Origin of the sequence: Pseudoalteromonas sp. Z1A8, assembly GCF_011378855.1 — a bacterium.
Taxonomy (GTDB): domain Bacteria; phylum Pseudomonadota; class Gammaproteobacteria; order Enterobacterales; family Alteromonadaceae; genus Pseudoalteromonas.
On sequence record NZ_WTLB01000008.1, the window covers coordinates 1 to 22821 of the forward strand.

Here is a 22821-nt window from a genome sequence, read left to right on the forward strand (position 1 = left end):
CTTATAGAAACCACACCCGATAACAGTCTCACTTTATTCGACAAAGGCTTCTATTCTTTAGGGCTTTTACATAAATGGCAAACGACTGGCAGTGAACGCCATTGGCTAATTCCCCTGAAAAAAAATGTGCAATATGACGTTATTCAAACATTAGGGCGTAATGATAAATTAGTCCAACTTAGCAGCAACCCAAGAGCAAGAAAAATGTGGCCAACGCTGCCTGACACCTTAATAGCGAGGTTAGTGACTCGAAAAATAAAGGGGAAGTCATACAGTGTGATGACATCAATGACAGATCCGATGCGATATCCGTCAGCCGATATAGGCGATTTGTACAGTCACCGCTGGGAGATAGAGCTTGGTTATCGCGAACAAAAGCAATATATGCTGGGTAATCGATTTACATTAAGAAGTCGTTTAGCAGCGCTTGTAAAGCAAGAGCTGTGGGGAGTGTTGCTTACTTATAATATGGTGCGATATCAGATGGTAAAAATGTGCCACACATTAAAAGGTGATTATTTACCGTACCAACTGAGTTTCAATGGTAGTTTAGCTCAAATAATGAGGTTGCTTGTTGGATTACCTTATTCAACCCCAGGGGCCATACCACGTCAGTTAAAATACTTTTATACGATGGCAGAAAGCCTAATTCTAGAGCCTCGAAGGGAGCGAAGTTTTCCTCGCTCAGTCAAGCCAAGACCGCAGCGGTACGCTAGAAATAAAAAAGCCGCTCACCTTAAGTGAACGGCATTACTGCATTTGCAGGCTTTTTTATTGCTCAGAATTAATGTCACACTGTGTAACTAGTTAAAACTAGTGGTCGCGGTCAACCGCAATACGAGCAAGGCTTATGAGTGCTTGCTTGTAGTCAGACTCACCTAAAAAGTCTAAACACGCAATGGCTTTGTCGGCTTCAAGCTCTGCTTTTTGCATTGTAAACTCAAGCGCATTGGTTTGCTTTAGTGCAAATAAAATTTCTTCTAAATGCTCCATACCATTGCTGTGCTCTATTGCGTCACGAATAAGCTGCGTTTGCTGCTCGCTACCATGTTGCATAGCATAAATAAGTGGAAGCGTTGGTTTGCCTTCAGCTAAATCATCACCAATGTTTTTACCCAACTGCTCAGCATCTGCATTGTAATCGAGTACGTCATCCACTAACTGAAACGCAGTCCCTAAATGCATGCCGTACAGATTTAGTGCATCAAGCGTGGTTTGATCTTGCTCAGTGATAATAGCAGCAAGCCCTGTAGCGGCTTCAAACAACTTAGCCGTTTTAGAGTAAATAACCTGCATATAACTGGCTTCGGTTGTATCTGGGTCATTGCAGTTCATTAGCTGCAATACTTCGCCTTCAGCAATAATGTTTGTTGCATCGGCAAGTACTTGCATAACCTGCATTTTCCCAAGGCCAACCATAAGCTGAAATGAACGAGTGTAAATAAAGTCACCAACCAATACGCTAGCGGCATTACCAAATTCAGCATTTGCTGTAGGCGTGCCACGTCGTAAGTTTGATTCATCTACAACATCATCGTGCAATAGCGTTGCTGTATGAATAAACTCAACAATTGTTGCAAGCGTTATGTGATCTTTACCCTGATAACCGAGTGCTTTGGCCGCTAAAATCGCGAGCATTGGACGAACACGTTTGCCGCCACTGCTAACTATATATAAACCAAGCTGATTAACTAACGCCACATCTGAGCGCATTTGCGCATGTATAAGTTGATTGACGTCATTCATATCGCTTTCGATTAACGCCTGGATAGCTTTTATATCCATTGATCTCCGAGCCAATTTTTATGTGTGAACGGCGCAGATTGTACAACAAAAAATGCACTAGCTCGATATTTTGTGACGATTGATTGAAAAAACACTATTAAAGTACTTAATTTAGCCTGAATTAGCCAAGATAACTGATTAATTGATAATCAATATACAGTTTATGGTGTGCTTAGATATTAAGCTGTGAGGGTCATATTTGAGTGCATTAATTTATTTCGTCCAAGAGTTAAAAAGCGCTTGGCAAAAGGGCTAATTAATATAAAATGGGGTAAATATTGAATTGCTCTCAAAGCAGCTACTTTTTATTCATTTTAATTACAAAATAGGCTTGCTAGTTATTTCGCGTTAGCGTAAACTTCGCGCCCTATCGAAGAATATTTTAGTTGCGCCGATTTGAGGGTGCACAGACGGAGTTAATTATGTACGCGGTTTTCCAAAGTGGTGGTAAACAGCATCGTGTGACTGAAGGTCAAACGATTCGTCTTGAAAAATTAGACGTTGAAACTGGTGCGGCAGTAGAATTTGATTCAGTACTTTTAGTTGCTGATGGTGAGAAAATCGAGATCGGTGTACCGTTCGTAAACGGTGGCAAGATAACAGCTGAGGTTGTTTCACATGGTCGCGGTGAGAAGATTAAGGTTGTTAAATTTAGACGCCGTAAGCATTCTCGTAAGCAAATGGGCCATCGTCAATGGTTCACTGAAGTTAAAATCACTAGCATTAGCGCTTAATTAGAGGTACTTAGAAATGGCACATAAAAAAGCAGCTGGTAGTACTCGTAACGGTCGCGATTCAGAAAGCAAACGCCTAGGTGTTAAGCGTTTTGGTGGCGAATCAGTTCTAGCGGGTAGCATCATTGTTCGTCAGCGTGGAACTCGTTTCCACCCTGGTACTAACGTAGGTATCGGTAAAGACCACACTATCTTCGCAAAAGCAGATGGTAAAGTTCAATTTGAACAGAAAGGTCCTTTAAACCGTAAATACGTAACTATCGTAACTGAGTAATCAGTAAGGTAGTTAAAAACCCCGCCTTTGCGGGGTTTTTTGTTTTGTAGTCAGTCAAAATATATACCCAAGCCTGCATTTGTGTTGGCTTGGGTATATAATAGAGTTATTAAACAAGCCAATCCCTAAAGTGAGTAATCATGAAGTTTGTAGATGAAGTAGAAATTCGCGCAGAAGCTGGAGACGGTGGCAGCGGCATCGTGTCTTTCCGTCGTGAAAAATATGTTCCAGATGGTGGACCAGACGGCGGTGACGGTGGAGACGGTGGTAGTGTTTATCTACAAGCTGATGAAAACTTAAATACCCTAATTGATTATCAGTTTGAGCGCTTTCATAGAGCTGAACGTGGTACTAACGGTCGTAGCCGTAACTGTACAGGCCGAAAAGCCGATGATTTATTTGTTATGGTGCCTGTAGGCACACGCATCATGGATGTTGATACCCAAGAGGGGCTTGGCGACTTAACTCAAGATGGTCAACGAATTTTGGTTGCAAAAGGTGGTTTCCACGGCTTGGGGAATGCACGTTTTAAATCAAGTACTAACCGAGCACCTCGTCAAAAAACATTGGGTACACCCGGTGAAGTACGTAACTTAAAGTTAGAGTTACTATTATTAGCTGATGTAGGCTTACTTGGGTTACCAAACGCAGGTAAATCTACGTTTATCCGCAGTGTATCTGCAGCAAGACCAAAAGTAGCTGATTACCCATTCACGACGCTTATTCCTAATTTAGGGGTAGTTCGTCCTGAAGCAAATAAATCATTTGTTATAGCGGATATCCCAGGTCTAATTGAAGGTGCATCTGATGGTGCGGGCTTAGGCATTCGCTTCTTGAAGCATTTAGAGCGCTGTCGTGTGTTATTGCACATTATTGATGTAATGCCGGTAGATGGTTCAAACCCTGTTGATAATGCATTCTCAATTATTAACGAGCTACATCAATACAGCCCTAAATTAGCTGAAAAGCCACGTTGGTTGGTTTTTAATAAAATAGATTTATTACCAGAAGACGAAGCAAAAGCGCTTTGTGAAGCGATTGCAGAAGAACTAGGTGAAACTGAAAATATTTATCATATTTCAGCAATCAATAAGCTTAATACTCAACCTTTAATCCACAACATAATGACACTACTTGATAGCATGCCTAAAGAGAAGTTTGTACAAGTTGAAGATGAAGAAGTTGAATTTAAGTGGGATACCTATCATGAAAAAGCCACTAAAGGTAAGGGCAATGATGATGATTGGGACGACTGGGATGAAGATGATTACGACGTAGAAGTAGTCTACGAGCGTTAATTAAATAGAATTTATTAAAAAGGAGCTTATGCTCCTTTTTCTTTGTTAAGAATAAAGTACTAGGTATTTATTATGATAATTTCAATGATTGCTGCAATGGCAAATAACCGTGTAATTGGCCTAGATAATCAAATGCCATGGCATTTACCAGCAGATCTTCAGCATTTTAAAAAAGTGACAACAGGTAAACCTGTGATCATGGGTCGCAAAACTTTTGAGTCGATAGGTCGTCCTTTGCCTGGACGTCGTAATATTATTATTACTCGAAATAGCGAATATACTGCACAGGGCATTGAAACTGTAACTACCCCAGAGGCCGCATTAAGGCTAGTTTGTGATGTAGAAGAAGTAATGATTATTGGTGGCGGTAATATCTATGAGCAATTTTTACCAAAAGCTGATCGCTTGTATTTAACTTTTATTGATTTAAACGTTAATGGCGATACACAGTTTCCTGATTACAATAAAGTCGCTAATTGGAACGTAAAAGAAGAGCAAGAAAATCTTCCTGATGAAAAGAACAAATCTAGTTATAAATTCGTAACCTTATATAAAGCACGTTAACATTATTGCGTAATTTTTAGTAGGTTGATATAATATTAAACAGTCTATATACGAATAAAGTACCATAAAGGGTTTGTCATGTTTAAATTATCAAAGCTAGTAGTAGTTACTGCTGTTATCGCTGTAAGTTCATTTTCGTACACAGCACCTGCAAGTGCTGAAGATCAATTAGCGGTATCTATTTGTGAGTATATTGCTGCAGACGATAAAAACCGATTACGCAGCAAGCTTAAAAGCTCTCGCGTAAAAATTCGTAATATTTATGATGCGGTACAATGTAATGGTAATAACTTATTACGTCATGCTGTTGCTAGTAATGCAGTGGATACTGGTGAGTATATAGTTAAAAACTTATCAAAAAGTGCGTTAGCTGATGGTGCTGATATCGCTTGGGCTGAAGGTAACTTTGCCAGCTCACCACTTATTGCAGTAATTAAAGATCGCGCTGGTCTTTAATTATAAAAAGGTTTTATAACTCTACCTTCAGTAAGGTATTGTTAAATATTGATTAGTCTGAAGTTGTTATTAATAACAATCTCAGGCTTTTTTATTTAGCTAATGTAATCTCACTCCCCCCCAACAAAATCATTAATAAGTTCACTATTTACCTATCTATTTTATATTCCCAAAGTATAGAGTCTTCATTTTAAAAGCAGCTTTAAATTTACTTCTTCAAAAGATGTAACTTTATTCAGCTCGTATCTATTTTGAATCTGGTAGTTTATTTACAAACTTAAACACCAAGGATAGATATGAAAGCTGTAATTCCAGTAGCAGGCTTAGGGACGAGAATGCTCCCTATGACAAAAGCTATTCCAAAAGAAATGCTCCCAATAGTCGATAAGCCACTTATTCAATATATTGTCAGCGAATGTGTGTCTGCTGGTATTAAAGATATTGTATTAGTGACGCATAGCTCTAAAAATGCAATCGAAAACCATTTTGATACAAGTTACGAGCTAGAAGCTACTCTTGAAAAGCGGGTTAAACGTGCTTTATTAGATGAGATTCGCTCTATTTGTCCGCCTGATGTCACCATTATGAGTGTACGCCAAGGTGAAGCTAAAGGACTAGGGCATGCTATTTTATGCGCTAAGCCAATAGTCGGCGACAATGATTTTGTCGTGCTCCTACCAGACGTGATACTTGATGCGTATACAGCAGACCAAAAAACTGAAAACTTAGCTGCGATGATAAAACGCTTTAAAGAAACTCAAGCGAGTCAAATAATGCTTGAGCCGGTAGCTAAAGAAGATGTGAGTAAATATGGTATTGCGGACATAAACGGTGTTGAGTTAATGCCAGGTAAAAGTGCTGCAATTAAAGCGATGGTTGAAAAGCCTGATGCAGATTTAGCTCCTTCAAACCTTGCTGTTGTAGGGCGATATGTACTGAGTAAAAATATTTGGCCTCTACTCGCAAAAACCTCAGTAGGTGCTGGCGGCGAAATACAGCTTACTGATTCTATTGATGCGTTAATGGCGCAAGAAACCGTTGAAGCATTTCATATGAGTGGCCGCTCTCACGATTGTGGAGATAAGCTCGGTTATTTAAAAGCAATTGTAGAGTACAGCATGCGGGATAAAAAGTTAGGTAATGACTTTTCTCGCTTTATAAACGATTTAAATTTACCTTAACTGCAGATCAATAAATTTCATGAAAACTATAGAAGCTAAAATAGCTTTCATGAAGTGTAGTGAGCTCGGTCTATAAACCTTTACTATACTGCACTGGGTTACGTAGTATGGTTGTTACTTATTCTGTATTAATCTTTCCAAGGAACTACCATGATTGAGCAAGGCCAAGAATTACCAGCAGTTACACTAACGCAATTAACTGACGATGGTATGCAGTCTCTTACAAATAAAGAGTTGTTTGAAGGTAAAAAAGTCGTGTTATTTGCAGTACCAGGTGCATTTACGCCAACGTGTTCAAATGCACATCTACCTGAATTTATTACCCTTGCTGATAAAATTAAAGCAAAGGGCGTTGATGCTATTTACTGTGTATCTGTTAACGATGCATTTGTAATGAAAGCATGGGGCGACTCACAAAACGCACAAGAAATTACAATGCTTGCTGATGGCGATGGAAGTTTTACTAAATCGTTAGGGCTTGATAAAGATACTGCTGGTTTTGGTGGTGTACGTTCAACGCGTTACGCTATGATTATTGAAAATGCAGTAGTAACTGGTTTATTTGTAGAGCAAGACAAAGAGTTTGTTGTAAGCCGCGCAGAAGCAGTACTCGAGAAGCTATAACAGTAATAAAGTGTAGATATTTAACTTTAACTACTCAGCTATTTATTATTAAAAAACCGATGTTGAAAACAACATCGGTTTTTTATTTACGGTTAAAACTTAAAGTTACGGTTGGTATTGCCCGCTAAGTGTTAAACCAGAGAAAGTGCTATAAGCGTTAACGCTTAAGTGCCAAGTACCTGCTTGTGGATTGGTAAATGTACATGTTTCTGTATTGCCACTTTTATAAGGGCGACAATCGTACGTAGTGGTTGTTGGTTGGCTGCCGTATTTAACAAATAAATCTGCATCACCACTTCCGCCTGATGTTGTTACTGTAAACGTACTCATTCCTGCTGGCACATCTAACGTGTAATGTTTCCACTGACCAGTATTGGCTGTCACATCGCTTATAGTACCGCCACCTGCCTGTGGATTACCTGTGCCACCAGATGATGAACCACCAGTAATATTACCTATTAAGCTCACAGCTGAATACGCAGAGTAGCCATTAAGCATTACGTGGTAAGTTCCCGCAGTTGGATTATCGATAGAACACTCTTCGTTATTACCGCCCTCATAAGGACGACAATCATAGGTAGTCGTTGTAGGTTTGCTACCTGCACGTACGTATAAATCAGCATCGCCGGTGCCACCATTCATAGTGAACGTGACGTTAGTTGCACCGCTTGGAACGGTCATCGTGTAAAACGCTTGTGCATTTGCAGCCCCACTTAAACCTGTTTTAGCTTCACCATTAATAAGCTCGCTATCACCAGCTGTAGGTGGGGTAGTACCGCCACTTGCTGCTGCAACAGCTGCGGCTGCATCAACAATACCCGTACCACAGCTAGTACATGTAGCAGGGAACGAACGAGTAGTTGATTTTAAAATACTTTCTATTTCATCAGGTGTTGCATCTGGTTTTGCTTGCTTAATAAGAGCCGCAACACCAGCAACATGAGGTGCCGCCATTGATGTACCTTGCGAGTAGCCGTAGCTGTCGCTTGAAGGTGTAGACGAACCTGAGTTATAAGTTGATAAAACACCTTCAGAGTCGTTTGCAAAACTTTGCGCGCCACCTGGGGCTGCTACATCAATGTTACTACCATAGTTTGAGTAATAAGCGCGACCGCCGTTGCGCCCAACCGATGCTACGTTTACTACACCGCTACAGTTACCTGGATTGTAGTTTGCTGAGTTATCGTTATCGTTACCTGCAGCAATAACTACCACAGTGCCGTTACTACGCGCGGTGTTAATTGCATTTTGAGTTGTAGAGCTACATGAGCCGCTGCCACCTAAACTCATGTTAATTACATCTGCAGGGTTTGAGTTAGCAGGAATGCCTGAAACACTTCCACCAGATGCCCAAATAATACCGTCTGCAATATCTGAGGTTAAACCACCACACTTACCAAGTACACGAACAGGCACTACTTTTGCGTTATAAGCTACGCCTGCAACACCTTCACCGTTATTGGTTACCGCAGCAACTGTGCCGGCTACGTGCGTGCCGTGCCAGCTAGAGTTTTGTGCACCGTTAGTGCCACATTCATTCGCAGCAACTGCATCACCAGGATCACGTGCATCGCTATCGCGACCACCGCCATCGTTAGCTACCGATAGGTTAGAGATCATATCGTAACCCGGTAAAATGTTAGCATTTAAATCGGCATGTGGGCGGTAACCTGTATCTAGTACAGCTACAACTACACCGCTACCCGTTGCGGTATCCCATGCAGTCGGTAAGTTTAAACCACCGGCTTGCTCGTAGTAGTGCCATTGGTCATCAAAGCGTGGATCGTTAGGAGTTGAAAACGGCTTTAACATTTGATCCACTTCAATGTATTCCACATTGCCTGAATCAACCATTTCTTGCATAAATTCTTGCGCTTCTGCTGTACTTAATTTTTTATCAGCACGCATGACGTGGTGGTTATTAAGTGCCATTGCACGAATATATTTTGCTTTTACTTTGCCTTTTTTAGAAGCGAAGTTTTTAACAAAGCTTTGTGCGCGCTTTTTCATGCTAGACGGGCTTGCGTCTGCAGTTGAAAAACTCGCCATTTCGTTATTATTTTTATATTTAATAATGAACTGAGTTTCAAAGCCGCCTTGGCTTTGTAGCTTAGCTGATGTTTCAGCCATTGAGCTTGAAACCGATTGAGCCATGCCTGATGTTGCAGCAAAAAGCGTACTAACTGTAAGTGCAATTGCGCATTTTTTAAAAGTTTTACTAGTTGTCATAATTATCCCTAGATTTTTATTTATTATTTCGTGATGTAAGATCACGATGCGGGAACAAAAGTAAACGATCTGTTAATAAGGTTAAAATATCAATTTAGTATGTACCTCTTTCATTTGGTTATAACTCAGGTTTTTAGCGGTTTACTCGTTGTTTAGTATTTGTCATATAAATTAAAAACAAGTATAAAGGGTTGGTTTTTTGTTCGCGTAATTATTCCTTACTTATTACTGATTCGATTTTGTTGTGTTATTACTAATAATTCAAATGCTGCGTTGTTAGCTATTAACTTTGCTATAATCGAGAAAATTTTTTAATGAGATAAATAAATGACCCAAGTAGATGTAATTGTAATAGGTGCGGGAGCAGCAGGATTAATGTGTGCAGCGCAAGCTGGATACCGTGGCCGAAGCGTTACAGTACTTGATATGGGGAAAAAACCAGGTCGTAAAATTTTAATAAGTGGTGGTGGGCGTTGTAATTTTACAAATGAAAACGCAACACCGGATAACTACTTATGTGGCAATCCTCATTTTGTTAAATCATGTTTAAGTCGCTATACACAGCATGACTTTATTGAGCTTGTAGACAGACATGGCTTGGCGTATCACCATAAAACACTAGGCCAGCTTTTTTGCGACAACAATGCACAAGACATTGTTGATATTTTACTGACCGAATGTGAGTGGGCAGGCGTAAATATAAAGCTACGCAGCGAAGTGATCAGCGTATCAAAAACCGAAACCGGCTATAACGTTACCACAGAGCAAGAAACCTTAAGCTGCGAGTCGTTAGTTATTGCATCGGGTGGCTTAACTATGCCTAAACTGGGTGCAACACCAATTGGCTATAAGGTTGCAGAGCAGTTTGGGTTAAGCGTGTTACCAACCATGGCAGCACTTGTACCATTTACTTTGCACCAGCACGATAAAGAGCGTTTTGAAGGACTCTCGGGAATTAGTATCCCATGTGAAGTTTCAAGCGAAGATGGCACCGTATTTAAAGAAAATATCCTCTTTACTCACCGAGGGTTATCGGGCCCTGCAATATTACAAATAAGCTCATTTTGGCGAGCAGGGCAGGCTGTTACTATAAACCTATTACCTGAAATAGATTTAAGGCAACAACTTGCTGATTGGCGTGAAACACAAGCCCAAAAGTCGTTAAAAAATAGCCTTGCGACTATTTTACCTAAACGCTTTATAGAAATACTGCACGAAAGCAAAGCGATACCAGATTGTAATATTAATCAGCTTACACATGCTCAAATAGATGAGTTAGTAAATTATATTCATGCGTGGCAAATTAAACCCAATGGCACAGAAGGTTATAGAACAGCAGAAGTAACATTGGGCGGTGTAGATACCGACGAGTTGAGCTCAAAAACCTTTGAAGCTAAAAAAGCTAAAGGCCTATACTTTATAGGCGAAGTAACCGATGTAACGGGTTGGTTAGGGGGCTACAATTTTCAGTATGCGTGGAGCTGTGGATTTGCTTGTGGGCAGTATGCTTAGGTTGTGTAGAGACAATAAAGTTTGTAACCTTGGGGTGATCGCTTCACCCCTTAACCTTGGTAAAAAATATTATTTAAAATATGATTGAAAGTTAACCACTTGAATTTAATGTATTTTATTCCTTAAAAATAAAGTCATAATTTAAGTCATAAAAGCAATAAAATAGCGATTGAAAAACAAGCAAATAAGTCATATTTTTATTCTTTTTTTGACCTCATTTCTTTAATGAATTGTTCATGTTTAGCTAATTCTTCAGGTATTCGATCATAACAGGTTATATCCTGACTTTTTTTCTTGTTTTTAACTTTGCAAAATGACAACCATCTATCAAAAATATAAGATTTACGCCAGAGGGTGATTTTACTTTTAGCTTCCCTTCCAATAATTGTGGGAGCTATGGCTTTTACTGTATTACTATAAATGCTATTCGCTGGAAACTTATCGCTCATTTTTTTAACATAGTTTGAGTCATCTGTAGACCTAAAAACAATAAATGAGCCTCGACTCCTAAATTGAAGTTCATTTAGCAGATGTATATCTGGTAAGTTTTCAATTATGGTACAGGAACTATTTTTAGCTCCCATTTTATAGATCTTACTATCATATAAACATAAGGTAATAGTGCTTGATATTGGTAAGAAAACTTGCAATCCACATTTAGACAAACCACTGATATCTATTGAGTGTAAGTTACGAAGATACCAGTTGTAATGAACCACAGGATGATCTGATATCACAAACTCAGTGGCTGTTTCATTAATTAGTATGTGCCACTCTAAATCTAAGAGAAGAGGCACTTTGAGCGCTGCTTCCAGTGTTTGCAGTTGAAGAAAATATTTTGGGTTATCAAAAGAAACTTTTATACCGTCTAGAGCTTCTTTATCAAAACCATTTAATTGACCTAATTGATTTATTAATTCATTAAAATAATTGTCAATATTATCTAGCGAGGAAGAATATGCATTTGGTGTACGGCTTAATTGAACTAAAATAAACCGAAGAAGGTCTACTCGCCCTTCAAAATCCAATTGTCCATCAACTTCCCTTGTAATTATTTTTAAAGCCTGAGCGCCTGGCCCTTCAATATAATCACGCAAAAAATTTTCGATCGTGTTGTCTTTATCATAGAAGTTATTCTCGAATAGTTCAGCTCCAACATTAGATGGCCGTAACTTATTCCTAGTTGAATCGAATATATTAATAGCACCATCGTTATAGCTAAAGTTTTTAAGTAAACACCTGGGTACGAAGTGCTGCTTCCTTGTTATCTTTTTCATTTATATTTTCCCTACAATGTAGCGGCAATTATTAATAACCTCTAGCTATTTAATGCTAACGATCTTAGGTTTTGATTCTCGTAATAATCTAATTCTATCTTCTATATCTAGAAAATTCATCATCGCAGTTAACAGCATTGTTTGCTCTGCATATGCTTCATCTAGCCTTTGATTAGCAACATCTAACTCATGTCGGTATTTATCTTTTAGCCTTTTTTCTTTTGATTTATCTTCTTTAATTCTCTCCAAGTCAGTGCTAACAGAGCGTTTACGAGCCTTACCAGTTTTTTTAGCCTGAGTTTGTTTCTCTGATGAGATTGCATCCAAAACCTCAAGATACAAGTGGTACAGTGATTTTGGCCACCCATTAAGAAAAAAACCGCCAAACTGGCGGTTAAAAGGTCTACACAATACTGTAAAAGTTATAACTACATAGTTACTTTAATAGTTCGAGCACATCAAAGCAGGCACCCATAGTGTGGTAATCAGTTTTACCAATAGGGCTTTTCTCGGTATCCATTTTTTTGTTATCTACGGTTAAAATTCTAAACCACGCACCGTATTGATGATCAACTAAATGCAGCCACGAATACTGCCAAATTTTGTCGTACCATTGCTGGTATTTTTCATCACCTGTTGCTTGATAAAGATAGGCAGCACAACACAGTGTTTCGGCTTGAACCCAAAAGTACTTATCGTCATCGCAAATAGTTTTATCTGGGGCAAAACCGTAGCAAATACCGCCGTGTTTTTTATCCCATGCTACATCTATTGAGTTATCAAATAATGCTTGAGCGCGTTCAATAAGCCATTTTTGTGGCTTATGCTTATTTAAAAACATAAGCAGTTTTGACCACTCTGTTTGATGACCAGGCTGAAAGCCCCACGGACGAAATAAATTTTTAGGATCGTTTTTGTTGTACTCTAAATCGACCTGCCAATTTATATCGTAATGCTCCCAGATTAATCCGCCCATTAAATTAGCTTGGCGGTTAACCATGTTGTCGGCAAGAGTAAGCGCACGGTTTAAAAATATCTCGTCTTTTGTTGCTTCATAAGCAGCAATAAGTGCTTCGCAAGTGTGCATGTTGGCGTTCTGGCCACGGTATGAATCGCACTTTGTGAAGTCGCTGTTGTGCTGATCTTTATATAACCCGGCTTTTGCATCCCAAAAATGTGTTTCCATTGTTTGAAATGTATCGTTGAGGTATTCACGCGCCTCTGTAACGCCCACACGGTATGCCCAGCTGTACGCTAAAATAACAAACGCAAAGCCATAACAATGGTTAGTGTTATCAAGTACGGTTGCTTGGCCGTTTTCAACTTTTAATAACCAGTTGTAGCCGCCAGTTTGCTCAACAAGATGATGCTTACGAATAAACTCAATACCCGATTTAACACGGGTAAGGTATTTTTCGTCATTAAAGGTTTGATACGCGCGTGCATAGTTAAATACAAAACGAGTAGAGCTTACTAAATGGCGCGTTTGTTTATCAAACACCTCACCATTATCAGAAAAGTTTTGGTAAAAACCACCGTGTTCGTCGTCAATATTTGGCTCGTAAAACGCTAAGGTGTCGCTAATGTGCTGCGTTAAAAACTCATGGCTTTTAAAGTTATCAGGTGTACTTTTCATAGTTCGCTCCTAAAATCGTGTAGAGACTTTTGGTTAGGTAAGGAGTTAAATGCCCCTTTGTAAGATGCGGCGTGGGCACCGCATAACGAAGCAAATTCAAAAATAGTATTTAGCTTTGAATTATTTTCACAAAGCGTACTAAAGCTCACAGGTGTAAGTGCTTGTAAGCCTAGCTGATATAATAGGCCACCTACAAAGGCATCGCCGGCGGCGGTAGCATCAACCATAGTTACTTTTTTAGGGATAAGCATTTGTTTGCCGTGTTTAGTAAACCAATACATTGGGTTACTTGCATCTGTGACTACAAATAGCTCACAGCCGTTACTCAGTGTTTGGGCAATAAATTCATCACTCGATTGCTCACCCGCAAGGTATTCAAGCTCTTCTTTTGAGGCTTTAATAATTGAGCAGTCTTTTAATAATGGTAAAATATGTTCGCGAGGGTTAGCATCGCTTGGCCATAAATTAAGGCGCAAGTTAATATCAAAGCTCACAATTGAGTTATTTTGTTTTGCAAATTTAACACCGTAAGCGGTGGTGTTTCTGATGTTTTCGTCGGTTAACGTGTTTGAGCAAATATGAAAAATATCGCATTGCTCAAACCATTCGCTACTAAAGTCATTATTACTAAAGTGCAGATCGGCGGTGTTATCACGATAAAACTCAAACGTACGATCGCCGTCGTTATCAAGTGACACAAACGCAAGCGCCGTTTTAGCATGATCAGTAAAGCGCATAAAGTCGGTTTTTACACCTTGCTCTTTTAATGCGTTATGTAAAAAGTCGCCAAAGCTATCAGTGCTTAGCATTCCTGCAAAGTAGGCATTACCGCCTAGCTTTGCAATAGCTACGCTTACGTTTGCAGGCGCACCGCCTGCAAACTTTGTAAACGCTTCGTGTTCGTTGCTGTTTTGGCTCAATTTATTTGAAAGTAAATCAACCAGTACTTCACCAAAGCATATTGTGTGTTTCATGATGTTGCCTTAGTTGTTAGTCAAGTAGCCAATGTAATGCTATTGCAGCTGTCCACGAGAAGTCTTTACCACCACAGCCTGCGCCTGTTTCTGGGTTAAAGTATTCGTAGTAGCCTGACTTAACAACGAGGTTGCGCGTATCATCTTGAATTTTTTCAGCCGTTGTTACACAGCCGGCTTCTTTAAGGCCTGTGGCTATCATCCAGTTAATGTGTAACCAAATAGGGCCGCGCCAGTAGCGTTGTGGCTCGTATTTTTCTTCTTTAGGGTGGGTAGAAGCCACACTAAATTGGCTCGACTCAATAAAATCTTCAGTGGCTGTATTAATTATTTTAGTTTGCTCATCGCTTGTTAAGCCTGCATATACAGTTAATAGCGCGGCTGATGTTTTAACTTTCGCTAAGCTGTTAGTTAATACATCACGACAATAAAAATACTGACTTTGCTCACACCATAAAGTGTTTATGGCTTGCTCTGTTTTTTGTAAACGCTGTGCTAAGTAATCAGTGCGGGCATCGTTTAAACCAAGTTGTTCACCCATTTTGAGTAAATCTTTGGTTGCACGGTGCAAAATAGCAATAATACCTAGGTCATTCATTTTGTACGGGCTGGTTTCGTAAATTACTTTACTGTCAAAGTTGTTACGTTTAAAAAAGTCTACAAGGTATAAAAAGCGGTCGTATTCACTTTTATGTGGACGTTGAGAAGAGTCTACATGGCTTGTATCACGGCGCGTATATTCCCAATCCACACATGGCACAGCTTGAAGAGCGTCATCCCATGATGGGCTGTTATCCATGCCCGACTCCCACGGGTGGTATGTCACTACTAAACCAGTACTTTCAGGATCTCGGTCGTTGTACCACCATAAATGATAGTCAACTACTTGTGAAAATAACGCTTTAACTTTTTGTTCTGCAAGTGTTTTGTCTTTCGCACTGGCAAGCATCTCCTTCATTACAGTAGCAACTACTGGCGGCTGTGAAATAGAGGTACTTTTGATTTTTTTATCTGATCCCCATACGTCAGGACCTGGAAAATAAGTATCTGAATCTTTATGAAACAAGATGTGCGGCACCATGCCATCATCCCATTGGCCTGAAAATAACACATCAATTTCTTGCCATGCGCGGCTTTCGTCAGACTTCATCCAACCTAGCGCTGTAATGGCTGAGTCCCAGTTCCACTGAAACGGGTATAGGCCATGTGTTGGTACTGTATAGCCACCTAAGTCGTTTGCTATAAGTGTTTTAGTAGCAAGGTCTGCAAGCGATGAAGCCGTTGCTGAGTCAATTTTACCGCTGTTTATAGTAGTCATATTGGGTGCTCTTTGTGTATTATTTTCGATTTGGACAATATTAAAGCACTCATTATGGGTTGTAAATGTTTTTTTTCTGTGCTTAAATCCTGTTCGAAGTAACAAAAAACTAACATGTTCACTTGATTATTTCGGCTTTACTTAGCCACACTCTAAGTAAATACACACAGACAACTAGCACAAATGGAGAATACCCGTGAATAAAACTACGATCGCCTCTATTGTATCTTTATGCCTTGCACAGGGCGCTTATGCAGCAGAAGAAACTGCACCAGATACAGCAAAAAAAGCTAACAACGTTGAGCGTATTATCGTCTCTGGTACCAGTAAAGGGCGTGTTATTTCAGACACTCCACAATCAGTAACATCTATTAGCGAAGACGAGCTGGTAAAGCTTTCTTCAAGTAGCCAAGCAGATGTGCTTCGCTATATTCCGGGTATTAAAGTAGAAGGCGGTGGCGGTGAAGTCGCTACTAACCTTCAAGTAAGAGGCTTACCTTCATCGGGTCAGTTTCAATTTACGCCACTGTCGTATGATGGTTCACCGACACTGAGTGTTTTTGGTTTGAACTCATCGGCGTTTGATGTGTATTACCGTAACGATCTGGGTATTGAACGCGTAGAGTTTGTGCGTGGTGGTGTATCTAATTTATTTGGCCAAGGCTCTGTGGCCGGCATTATTAACTATATTTCTAAAACGGGCAGTGACGATCCGCAAAGTACCGTACAAATGGAGCTTTCTGACCAAGGGCGTACACGCTTAGATTTTGCAACGAGCGGTCCACTTAATGAAGACGGCTTATATTATGCGCTTTCTGGTTTTTACCGCTACGACGAGGGCCCTTTAGATACAGGCCTTGAGACTAAAGGTACTCAGTTACGTGGTAATATTCGTAAAGAATTTGATGATGGCTCTGGCTCATTTACGGTTTACGGACAGTACATTGACGACCAAGCTCAGTTTTATTTACCTATTCCACTTGATGGCGAAAGCCGTGAGCGCTTAATCGGTAACGATGGTCGTGAAGTAGAATCACTGCAAACAGCGCAAGTATCTAACTTAACGTACGATACAGCAAATGGTCGTTATGAATCGCCAATCAGCGATGGTGTAGTCACTAAAGGTGGCTCTGTTTCAGTGGTGTTTGAAAAAGAACTCGCTAACGATTTTGCTATCAACATGCGCAGTAAATACGCTAAATACCAACACGAATTTAATTTATTTTTAGATGGCGACGGTATTATTAATGTACCTGAAAGCCAAGACGACTTTTTAGCTAACCGTGGCTTAGGTGATGCAAGCGGCGCTGAGTTTTCTTATGTTAATTCAGGTATCGCACTTGCAAGCGATGACTTACTATTTGCTAACCGCATTTTAGACCGCGACCGCCCAGCTGAAGATTTTTCTGCAGAATTTAATATCATCAAAAGTATTTATGTAGGTGATTTTAGCCATGATATTACAGTTGGTACATTTTTCTCTCACAGTGAAGCCGACGACGATAACGTTATTACGACTTACTTAGGTGAATTTAATAATAACCCTCGCTTAATTGACTTAACGTATACCGATGTTAATGGCGACGAGATTCAATACACACAAAATGGCATTAGTGGGCCAGGTATTTCTTATACTAACCAAACCATTAGCGCTACCCGCCGTGCACTTTATATAGCGGATCAAATGGAAAGTGACGATTGGATTTTTGACTTTGGTGTTCGCTACGAAGAAATTGAAGGCAAAATTAGCCGCGAAGGCAGCCAAGTTGTACAAATAAATAATGACCCATCACTCGCATCTAACTTACAAGTAAACACAACCGGTAGTGGTGTAATGACCTACGGTGAAGTAGATACGTCTGAATTTGCTGTATCGGGTGCGGCGTTATATCGCTTAACAGATAACTTAAATGTATATGCCAATGCATCTCGCGGGTTTTTCTTCCCAGAAATTAGAGGTATTCAGTTTAATGACTTAGGCGAACCAGCTAGCTACGAAGCTGAAATTGTAGAGCAGGGCGAACTAGGTGTTAAGTTTTTTGATAACGACTTTAGCGGCAGTGTTGCGTTATTTAGAACTGACTTAAAAGATAGACGCAGCGTAGACTTTGTAAACGATGGTAACGGTGGCGTATTAGAACTGCCAGTTATGCAGTCAACTAAAGCAACCGGTGTTGAGCTTACAGGTCGTTACGATATTACCGATGAGTGGGCTGTTGATGCCAACATGACCTACACCGATCACGAATTTACCGAATTTGATTCAGATCCTTCTATTATTGGTAACGAGTTACGTCGTAAACCAAAAATACTATTCAATACATCTATAAGCTATACCACAGATGACTGGGATGCTTCTATTTATCATAACTTTACAGGTAAAAACTTTGCTAACGATGCAAACTCTGTAGAACTTGATTCATTCCATTTATTTAGATTTGATGCAGGTTATAACTGGCAAGTTGCACCAGAGCAAACAGTACGCTTAAGCGTTGGGGTATTTAACCTGTTTGATTCTGACGGTGTTACTGAAGGTTCGCCACGTTTAGGCAATAGCCAAACGGCAGATAATCCATACTTTGTAGGTCGCCCGATTCTCCCACGACGCGTTACTTTAAGAGTTAAATACGACTTTTAAATAAATGCTTTATGCCTATTAACTCACTTTTGGGTTAATAGGCTTTTTGCATTGTGATGCATTTTTCAGCTAAGTTAGTTACAGGTTTACCTTTTGGAATACGATTGTTTAGTAAAAAGGTAAAGGCAGGTAGCCGTTTGGTATTTTAATTTTGAAAAGGCGCAGTGTTTTCATATTGTGAATACGCGAATAAATTATGAATATATTAGATTTTTCAATAGTTGCTCTTTATCTTGGTGCCTTATTGGTAATGGGATTTATGCTACGCGAACAAACCAATAAAAATGACTATTTTTTAGGAGGTAAAAGCTTAGGTTGGAAACCTTTGGCTTTGTCGGTAATGGCCACTCAGCTTTCGGCTATTAGTTTTATTTCGGCTCCTGCATTTGTTGGTTTGCGTGAAGGTGGCGGTATGCAATGGCTCTCGTATGAGCTGGGTGTTCCGCTGGCGATGATTTTAATTTTAGCAACTATTTTACCCAAGCTTTATAAAAGCGGCATTGTTAGTATTTACGATTATTTAGAGATGCGCTTCGGACGCTCAACCCGTGTACTTATTAGTGTGGTATTTCAGTTTAGCCGTGCGTTTGCCACCGGTATTATGATTTACGCGGTATCACTTATTCTACAAGGCACCATGGGAATAGAAGCATGGCAGGCCATTGTATTAACTGGCGTTATAACTGTTTTATATTCACTGCAAGGTGGGATGAAAGCCGTAGTATATGGTGATGCGATTCAAATGATCATCATTGTTCTGGGGACTATTGCTTGTATAGGGTTTGGGCTTTATCACTTAGGTGGCGTTGACTCGTTTATTAGTAATGTTGATTCGAGCCGATTAGAAGCGATTAAGTTTGATTCATTTGGTTTTAGCGGTGATGGCTTTGGCTTTTTACCGATGATTTTTGGTGGTGTGGTACTTTATGCCTCTTACTACGGGTGTGACCAAACGCAAGCGCAACGAGCGCTCAGTGCAAAAGATCCTAAAAACCTACGCTACATGATTTTAGCAAATGGCGTAGTGCGCTTTCCTATTACTATTTTATATTGTGTGTCGGGTTTAATTGTTGGCACACTGGCAATGAGTAATCCTGAATTTTTAGCAAAAATTCCAGCAGATAACCCTGATTGGATGATGCCTATATTTATTTTAGATTACCTACCGCATGGCTTAATTGGTTTATTGGTTGTTGCTATTTTGTCGGCAGCGATGTCGTCACTAAGCTCTGCAATTAATTCACTTTCGGCCGTAAGTATTGAAGATTACAGCCGTATATCTAACAAAGAGCTCGACCAACCATCTTACTTAAAATTAGCTAAATACTTAGGTTTAGCATGGGGCGCAATTACACTTGTGCTATCACTTTTTGCTGGCGATATTGCACCAACCATCATTGAAGCGATTAACAAAGTAGGTTCGTTATTTTATGGCCCAATACTGGCGGTATTTTTAGTTGCTGTACTAAGTAAACGCAGTGCTGCATTGCATGCCAATATTGGCTTAATTAGCGGTGTATTAATTAACTTGTTGGTGTCGGTATTTGCGCCTGATATTTTCTGGTTTTGGTGGAACTTTATAGGTTTTGTAAGCGCCGCTGTGATTATTTATGTGACGAGTCGTTTAATTCCACGAGAAGTAAACGAAGTAACAAAAGTACAAAATGCCGAGACAGTGTCAAACTCAATTTTAACTGGCAAAGATATCGTTATGCTACTTAGCATGTTTATTGTGATGATATTAATTTGTTTAGCTATTCCTTCAATTTTTTCGTGAGCTGTGACTAATGGATTCTAAAAAATCGTTTTTAATTGATTTATTTACCACTGCGGTAAATGCCTGTAAACCCAGTGCTTGCATGAGTAAGTATTTAGAAAATATAGATGCAAGTAAAGGTTTGTGTGTAGTGGGGGCAGGTAAAGCCGCCGCCGAAATGGCCGCTGAAGTTAATCGCTTTTATGGTGATAAATGTTTTGGCGCAGTGGTAACGCGTTATGGCTACGAAAGTAGCGGCGATACTGGGCGAATTAAAGTGCTTAGTGCAAACCACCCAACACCAGACGATAACAGTTTAGCTGCTGGCAAAGAGTTATTGGAGCTTGTAAGAAATAATCCGGCTGATATTCCTATTTTGTTTATTATTTCGGGGGGCGGTTCGTCGTTGATGTGCCTACCTGTTGATGATGTACCTTTTTCACAAAAGCAAAAGCTTAACCAATTTTTACTGAGAAGTGGTGCAAGCGTTGATGAAATAAATGTAGTCCGTAAGCAGTTGTCACTTGTTAAAGGCGGCAAGTTAGCGCAGGCCGCTAAGTCGGATTACGTTACGTTGATTATTTCAGATGTAGTAGGGGATAAACCAAGTGATATAGCGTCTGGTCCAACTATTAGCGATGGCAGCACAAAAGCCGATGCACTGGCTATTTTACAAAAGTACAATTGGCCGGTAATTACAGAGGTTCAAGCGCATTTATTAAAACCTGAGCAAGAAAGAGCTGCCGATACCATAGGTGAGCACTTTATTGTTGCAAACGCGCAACATGCTATTGATAGCGCTATAAGTGTTGCACAGCATCAAGGTTGGGAAACCCAAGTACTAGGATATGATATTCAAGGCGAGGCTAAAGAAGTTGCAAAGCAACATGCGGCTATCGCACTTGAGCAAAAAGCCCAAGGCAAGCGCGTTATGTTGTTCTCCGGTGGCGAGCTTACCGTCACCGTTGCTGATGTTTATGGCGATGGTGGGCCAAATCAAGAATACTTAATGGCACTGGCTGAGGCACTTAATGGCAAAGCGGGTATTTACGCACTTGCTTGTGATACAGATGGTGTAGATGGTAGTAAAGATGTAGCGGGTGCTTACATAAATAGCACCACGATTACACGCGCTCAAAACGCCGGAGAGAGCCTTCAAGCACAGTTAGAAGGGCATAATAGCCATCAGTTTTTTAAAGCCATTGATGATTTAATTATTACTGGGCCAACTAACACAAATGTGAATGATTTTAGAGTGATAGTGATTGAATAGGCGCAGTTTATCTACTTGTTCTTTATAATGGTTTCACGTAATCTTGTGCTCCAATTTTGTTAGGGTTAATACCTATGTTTTCGTTAAACAACAGTAACTTATTACGCTCTGGTTTTGAGCTTGGAAAAGGCGAAAAGCTATTTCAAGATATTGAGCGCGATATTATAAAAGTGGTGTTTTGGGAAAAGTGCGTAACTCAAAGTCATATTGTGAGCGCAACTCGTATTCCACAACAAACTGTGTCGCGTTTACTTAAGTCGTTAACCCAGCACGGCGTAATAGTGCAAAGCGATACGCTAATTCCAAATAAAAAAGGTAAGCCAGGGTTTGGCATTGCCCTTAACCCCGATTACGGATTTACCTTTGGCTTAGCTATTTTGCTTGATGCTATTTCGATTGCCGTAATGGATTTTACGGGAAAGGTGGTTTACACCCATATGCAGCTAATGTCGGATATGAGCATTAATAATGTGCTTAAATGTGCACAAAAGCTGGTGGAAGATATAAGCGCTGAGCGGGACATCCCAAGTGAAAAAGTACTGGGAATGGGCGTGGGTATCTCTGGCTTTTTTAGCTCAATGGATGGAAAAATGAATACTCACCATATGCTAGAAGAATGGTCGCAAGTTGATATTATCGATATTGTGTCGCAGCATTTTCAGCTTCCTACGTGGGTTGTTAACGATGCAACAGGCGCAGCTGCAGGCGAGGGCGTTGCTGGTATTGGTCGTGAGTACAAAAACTTTGTTTATATGTTTGTATCGGCCGCATTTGGTGGCGGTATTGTAAATAATGGCGATGTACTGCGTGGTACTTACGGAAACGCAGGTGAGCTTGGCGACATGCTACCGCCTAAATTGTATGCGCACCCTAATCTTGAATTACTAAAACGTATTTTGAAAAAAAATGGCGTAGCCGTTACTTCTATTTACGATCTGCACGACAACTTTGACCCCGATTGGCCAGGCGTTGAAGAGTGGCTGTTTAAAGTTCAAGACTCATTTGATTTAGTGGCAACTTGTTGCTCTGCATTATTAGATGCTGAAGCGATTATTATTGGTGGTCATATTCCAAAAGAGTTGGCTGAAAAAGTTATTGCACGTACTGAGGTTTATGCACAATTTAGACGTGGCGCTAAGCGGCCAATGCCTAAGTTGGTGGTATCTAATATTGATAATTTTCCGGTATCAATTGGCGCAGCTACTTTGCCATTTAGAGAGCTGTGTTTGTAGTTTAAGAGGAATTTAAAAACAAAAAAGCCGATATTGTTTATGCAATATCGGCTTTTTAGT

The 22821-nt window shown here is 40.0% G+C and carries 20 protein-coding genes; 13 read left to right on the forward strand and 7 right to left on the reverse strand.

Annotated features, from left to right (window positions below; all coding sequences use genetic code 11):
* Positions 1-744, forward strand: a 744-nt coding sequence (locus GQR55_RS04810; protein ID WP_166419659.1) for an IS4 family transposase, incomplete at its 5' end; no start/stop codon positions are given.
* 69 nt (positions 745-813) lie between these two features.
* On the opposite strand, the gene ispB is transcribed toward GQR55_RS04810, so the two are convergent.
* The gene (gene ispB / locus GQR55_RS04815; protein WP_166419660.1) at positions 814-1785 is read right to left on the reverse strand and encodes an octaprenyl diphosphate synthase; all 972 of its coding nucleotides are present in this window, start codon (positions 1783-1785) and stop codon (positions 814-816) included.
* 422 nt (positions 1786-2207) lie between these two features.
* On the opposite strand from ispB, the gene rplU reads away from it, so the two are divergent.
* The 7 genes from rplU to GQR55_RS04850 all read left to right on the forward strand — a co-directional run bounded on the left by rplU (position 2208) and on the right by GQR55_RS04850 (position 6916).
* Positions 2208-2519, forward strand: a complete 312-nt coding sequence (gene rplU, locus GQR55_RS04820; RefSeq protein ID WP_002957748.1) for a 50S ribosomal protein L21 — start codon at positions 2208-2210, stop codon at positions 2517-2519.
* Positions 2520-2535: 16 nt separating this feature from the next.
* The gene (gene rpmA / locus GQR55_RS04825; RefSeq protein WP_002957747.1) at positions 2536-2793 is read left to right on the forward strand and encodes a 50S ribosomal protein L27; all 258 of its coding nucleotides are present in this window, start codon (positions 2536-2538) and stop codon (positions 2791-2793) included.
* Between the two features lie 140 nt (positions 2794-2933).
* A complete protein-coding gene (cgtA, locus tag GQR55_RS04830; RefSeq protein WP_007586086.1) occupies positions 2934-4091 on the forward strand; it encodes an Obg family GTPase CgtA in 1158 nt (385 codons plus the stop codon).
* 72 nt (positions 4092-4163) lie between these two features.
* Positions 4164-4655, forward strand: a complete 492-nt coding sequence (folA, locus tag GQR55_RS04835; RefSeq protein WP_166419661.1) for a type 3 dihydrofolate reductase — start codon at positions 4164-4166, stop codon at positions 4653-4655.
* Positions 4656-4733: 78 nt separating this feature from the next.
* The gene (locus GQR55_RS04840; protein ID WP_166419662.1) at positions 4734-5111 is read left to right on the forward strand and encodes a DUF3718 domain-containing protein; all 378 of its coding nucleotides are present in this window, start codon (positions 4734-4736) and stop codon (positions 5109-5111) included.
* A 296-nt stretch (positions 5112-5407) separates the two neighbouring features.
* Positions 5408-6292: a UTP--glucose-1-phosphate uridylyltransferase GalU gene (galU, locus tag GQR55_RS04845; RefSeq protein ID WP_166419663.1), complete on the forward strand. Its 885-nt coding sequence runs from the start codon at positions 5408-5410 to the stop codon at positions 6290-6292.
* Positions 6293-6442: 150 nt separating this feature from the next.
* Entirely contained in the window at positions 6443-6916 is a 474-nt protein-coding gene (locus GQR55_RS04850; protein WP_166419664.1) for a peroxiredoxin, read from the forward strand.
* A 105-nt stretch (positions 6917-7021) separates the two neighbouring features.
* On the opposite strand, the gene GQR55_RS04855 is transcribed toward GQR55_RS04850, so the two are convergent.
* Entirely contained in the window at positions 7022-9145 is a 2124-nt protein-coding gene (locus GQR55_RS04855) for a S8 family peptidase (RefSeq protein WP_166419665.1), read from the reverse strand.
* A 327-nt stretch (positions 9146-9472) separates the two neighbouring features.
* Between GQR55_RS04855 and GQR55_RS04860 the strand changes: the two genes are divergently transcribed.
* Positions 9473-10657, forward strand: coding sequence for an NAD(P)/FAD-dependent oxidoreductase (locus tag GQR55_RS04860; protein WP_166419666.1), 1185 nt, complete (start codon positions 9473-9475; stop codon positions 10655-10657).
* A 197-nt stretch (positions 10658-10854) separates the two neighbouring features.
* Here GQR55_RS04860 and GQR55_RS04865 read toward each other — a convergent pair whose 3' ends face one another.
* From GQR55_RS04865 to GQR55_RS04885, 5 genes are all read right to left on the reverse strand, one after another.
* The gene (locus GQR55_RS04865; protein ID WP_024608050.1) at positions 10855-11934 is read right to left on the reverse strand and encodes a DUF4238 domain-containing protein; all 1080 of its coding nucleotides are present in this window, start codon (positions 11932-11934) and stop codon (positions 10855-10857) included.
* Between the two features lie 45 nt (positions 11935-11979).
* Positions 11980-12261, reverse strand: coding sequence for a hypothetical protein (locus GQR55_RS04870; RefSeq protein WP_133120271.1), 282 nt, complete (start codon positions 12259-12261; stop codon positions 11980-11982).
* Positions 12262-12370: 109 nt separating this feature from the next.
* Positions 12371-13570: an AGE family epimerase/isomerase gene (locus GQR55_RS04875; RefSeq protein ID WP_166419667.1), complete on the reverse strand. Its 1200-nt coding sequence runs from the start codon at positions 13568-13570 to the stop codon at positions 12371-12373.
* Positions 13567-14544: a carbohydrate kinase gene (locus GQR55_RS04880; RefSeq protein ID WP_166419668.1), complete on the reverse strand. Its 978-nt coding sequence runs from the start codon at positions 14542-14544 to the stop codon at positions 13567-13569. Before GQR55_RS04880 ends, GQR55_RS04875 begins: the two co-directional genes overlap by 4 nt.
* Before the next feature lie 16 nt (positions 14545-14560).
* Positions 14561-15862: a trehalase family glycosidase gene (locus GQR55_RS04885; protein ID WP_166419669.1), complete on the reverse strand. Its 1302-nt coding sequence runs from the start codon at positions 15860-15862 to the stop codon at positions 14561-14563.
* 196 nt (positions 15863-16058) lie between these two features.
* On the opposite strand from GQR55_RS04885, the gene GQR55_RS20335 reads away from it, so the two are divergent.
* The 4 genes from GQR55_RS20335 to GQR55_RS04905 all read left to right on the forward strand — a co-directional run bounded on the left by GQR55_RS20335 (position 16059) and on the right by GQR55_RS04905 (position 22761).
* The gene (locus tag GQR55_RS20335) at positions 16059-18500 is read left to right on the forward strand and encodes a TonB-dependent receptor (RefSeq protein WP_166419670.1); all 2442 of its coding nucleotides are present in this window, start codon (positions 16059-16061) and stop codon (positions 18498-18500) included.
* Between the two features lie 196 nt (positions 18501-18696).
* Positions 18697-20277, forward strand: a complete 1581-nt coding sequence (locus GQR55_RS04895) for a sodium:solute symporter (protein WP_165727166.1) — start codon at positions 18697-18699, stop codon at positions 20275-20277.
* Positions 20278-20287: 10 nt separating this feature from the next.
* Positions 20288-21529: a DUF4147 domain-containing protein gene (locus GQR55_RS04900; protein ID WP_166419671.1), complete on the forward strand. Its 1242-nt coding sequence runs from the start codon at positions 20288-20290 to the stop codon at positions 21527-21529.
* Positions 21530-21603: 74 nt separating this feature from the next.
* Positions 21604-22761 (forward strand): ROK family transcriptional regulator, encoded by a 1158-nt coding sequence (locus GQR55_RS04905; protein ID WP_165727168.1) that lies wholly within the window; start codon positions 21604-21606, stop codon positions 22759-22761.
* The last annotated feature ends 60 nt before the right edge of the window (positions 22762-22821 follow it).

Coding starts and splice junctions, on each gene's coding strand:
- ispB (WP_166419660.1), bottom strand. CDS start 1,785: ATGGATATAAAAGCTATCCAGGCGTTAATCGAAAGCGATATGAATGAC.
- rplU (WP_002957748.1), top strand. CDS start 2,208: ATGTACGCGGTTTTCCAAAGTGGTGGTAAACAGCATCGTGTGACTGAA.
- rpmA (WP_002957747.1), top strand. CDS start 2,536: ATGGCACATAAAAAAGCAGCTGGTAGTACTCGTAACGGTCGCGATTCA.
- cgtA (WP_007586086.1), top strand. CDS start 2,934: ATGAAGTTTGTAGATGAAGTAGAAATTCGCGCAGAAGCTGGAGACGGT.
- folA (WP_166419661.1), top strand. CDS start 4,164: ATGATAATTTCAATGATTGCTGCAATGGCAAATAACCGTGTAATTGGC.
- GQR55_RS04840 (WP_166419662.1), top strand. CDS start 4,734: ATGTTTAAATTATCAAAGCTAGTAGTAGTTACTGCTGTTATCGCTGTA.
- galU (WP_166419663.1), top strand. CDS start 5,408: ATGAAAGCTGTAATTCCAGTAGCAGGCTTAGGGACGAGAATGCTCCCT.
- GQR55_RS04850 (WP_166419664.1), top strand. CDS start 6,443: ATGATTGAGCAAGGCCAAGAATTACCAGCAGTTACACTAACGCAATTA.
- GQR55_RS04855 (WP_166419665.1), bottom strand. CDS start 9,145: ATGACAACTAGTAAAACTTTTAAAAAATGCGCAATTGCACTTACAGTT.
- GQR55_RS04860 (WP_166419666.1), top strand. CDS start 9,473: ATGACCCAAGTAGATGTAATTGTAATAGGTGCGGGAGCAGCAGGATTA.
- GQR55_RS04865 (WP_024608050.1), bottom strand. CDS start 11,934: ATGAAAAAGATAACAAGGAAGCAGCACTTCGTACCCAGGTGTTTACTT.
- GQR55_RS04875 (WP_166419667.1), bottom strand. CDS start 13,570: ATGAAAAGTACACCTGATAACTTTAAAAGCCATGAGTTTTTAACGCAG.
- GQR55_RS04880 (WP_166419668.1), bottom strand. CDS start 14,544: ATGAAACACACAATATGCTTTGGTGAAGTACTGGTTGATTTACTTTCA.
- GQR55_RS04885 (WP_166419669.1), bottom strand. CDS start 15,862: ATGACTACTATAAACAGCGGTAAAATTGACTCAGCAACGGCTTCATCG.
- GQR55_RS04895 (WP_165727166.1), top strand. CDS start 18,697: ATGAATATATTAGATTTTTCAATAGTTGCTCTTTATCTTGGTGCCTTA.
- GQR55_RS04900 (WP_166419671.1), top strand. CDS start 20,288: ATGGATTCTAAAAAATCGTTTTTAATTGATTTATTTACCACTGCGGTA.
- GQR55_RS04905 (WP_165727168.1), top strand. CDS start 21,604: ATGTTTTCGTTAAACAACAGTAACTTATTACGCTCTGGTTTTGAGCTT.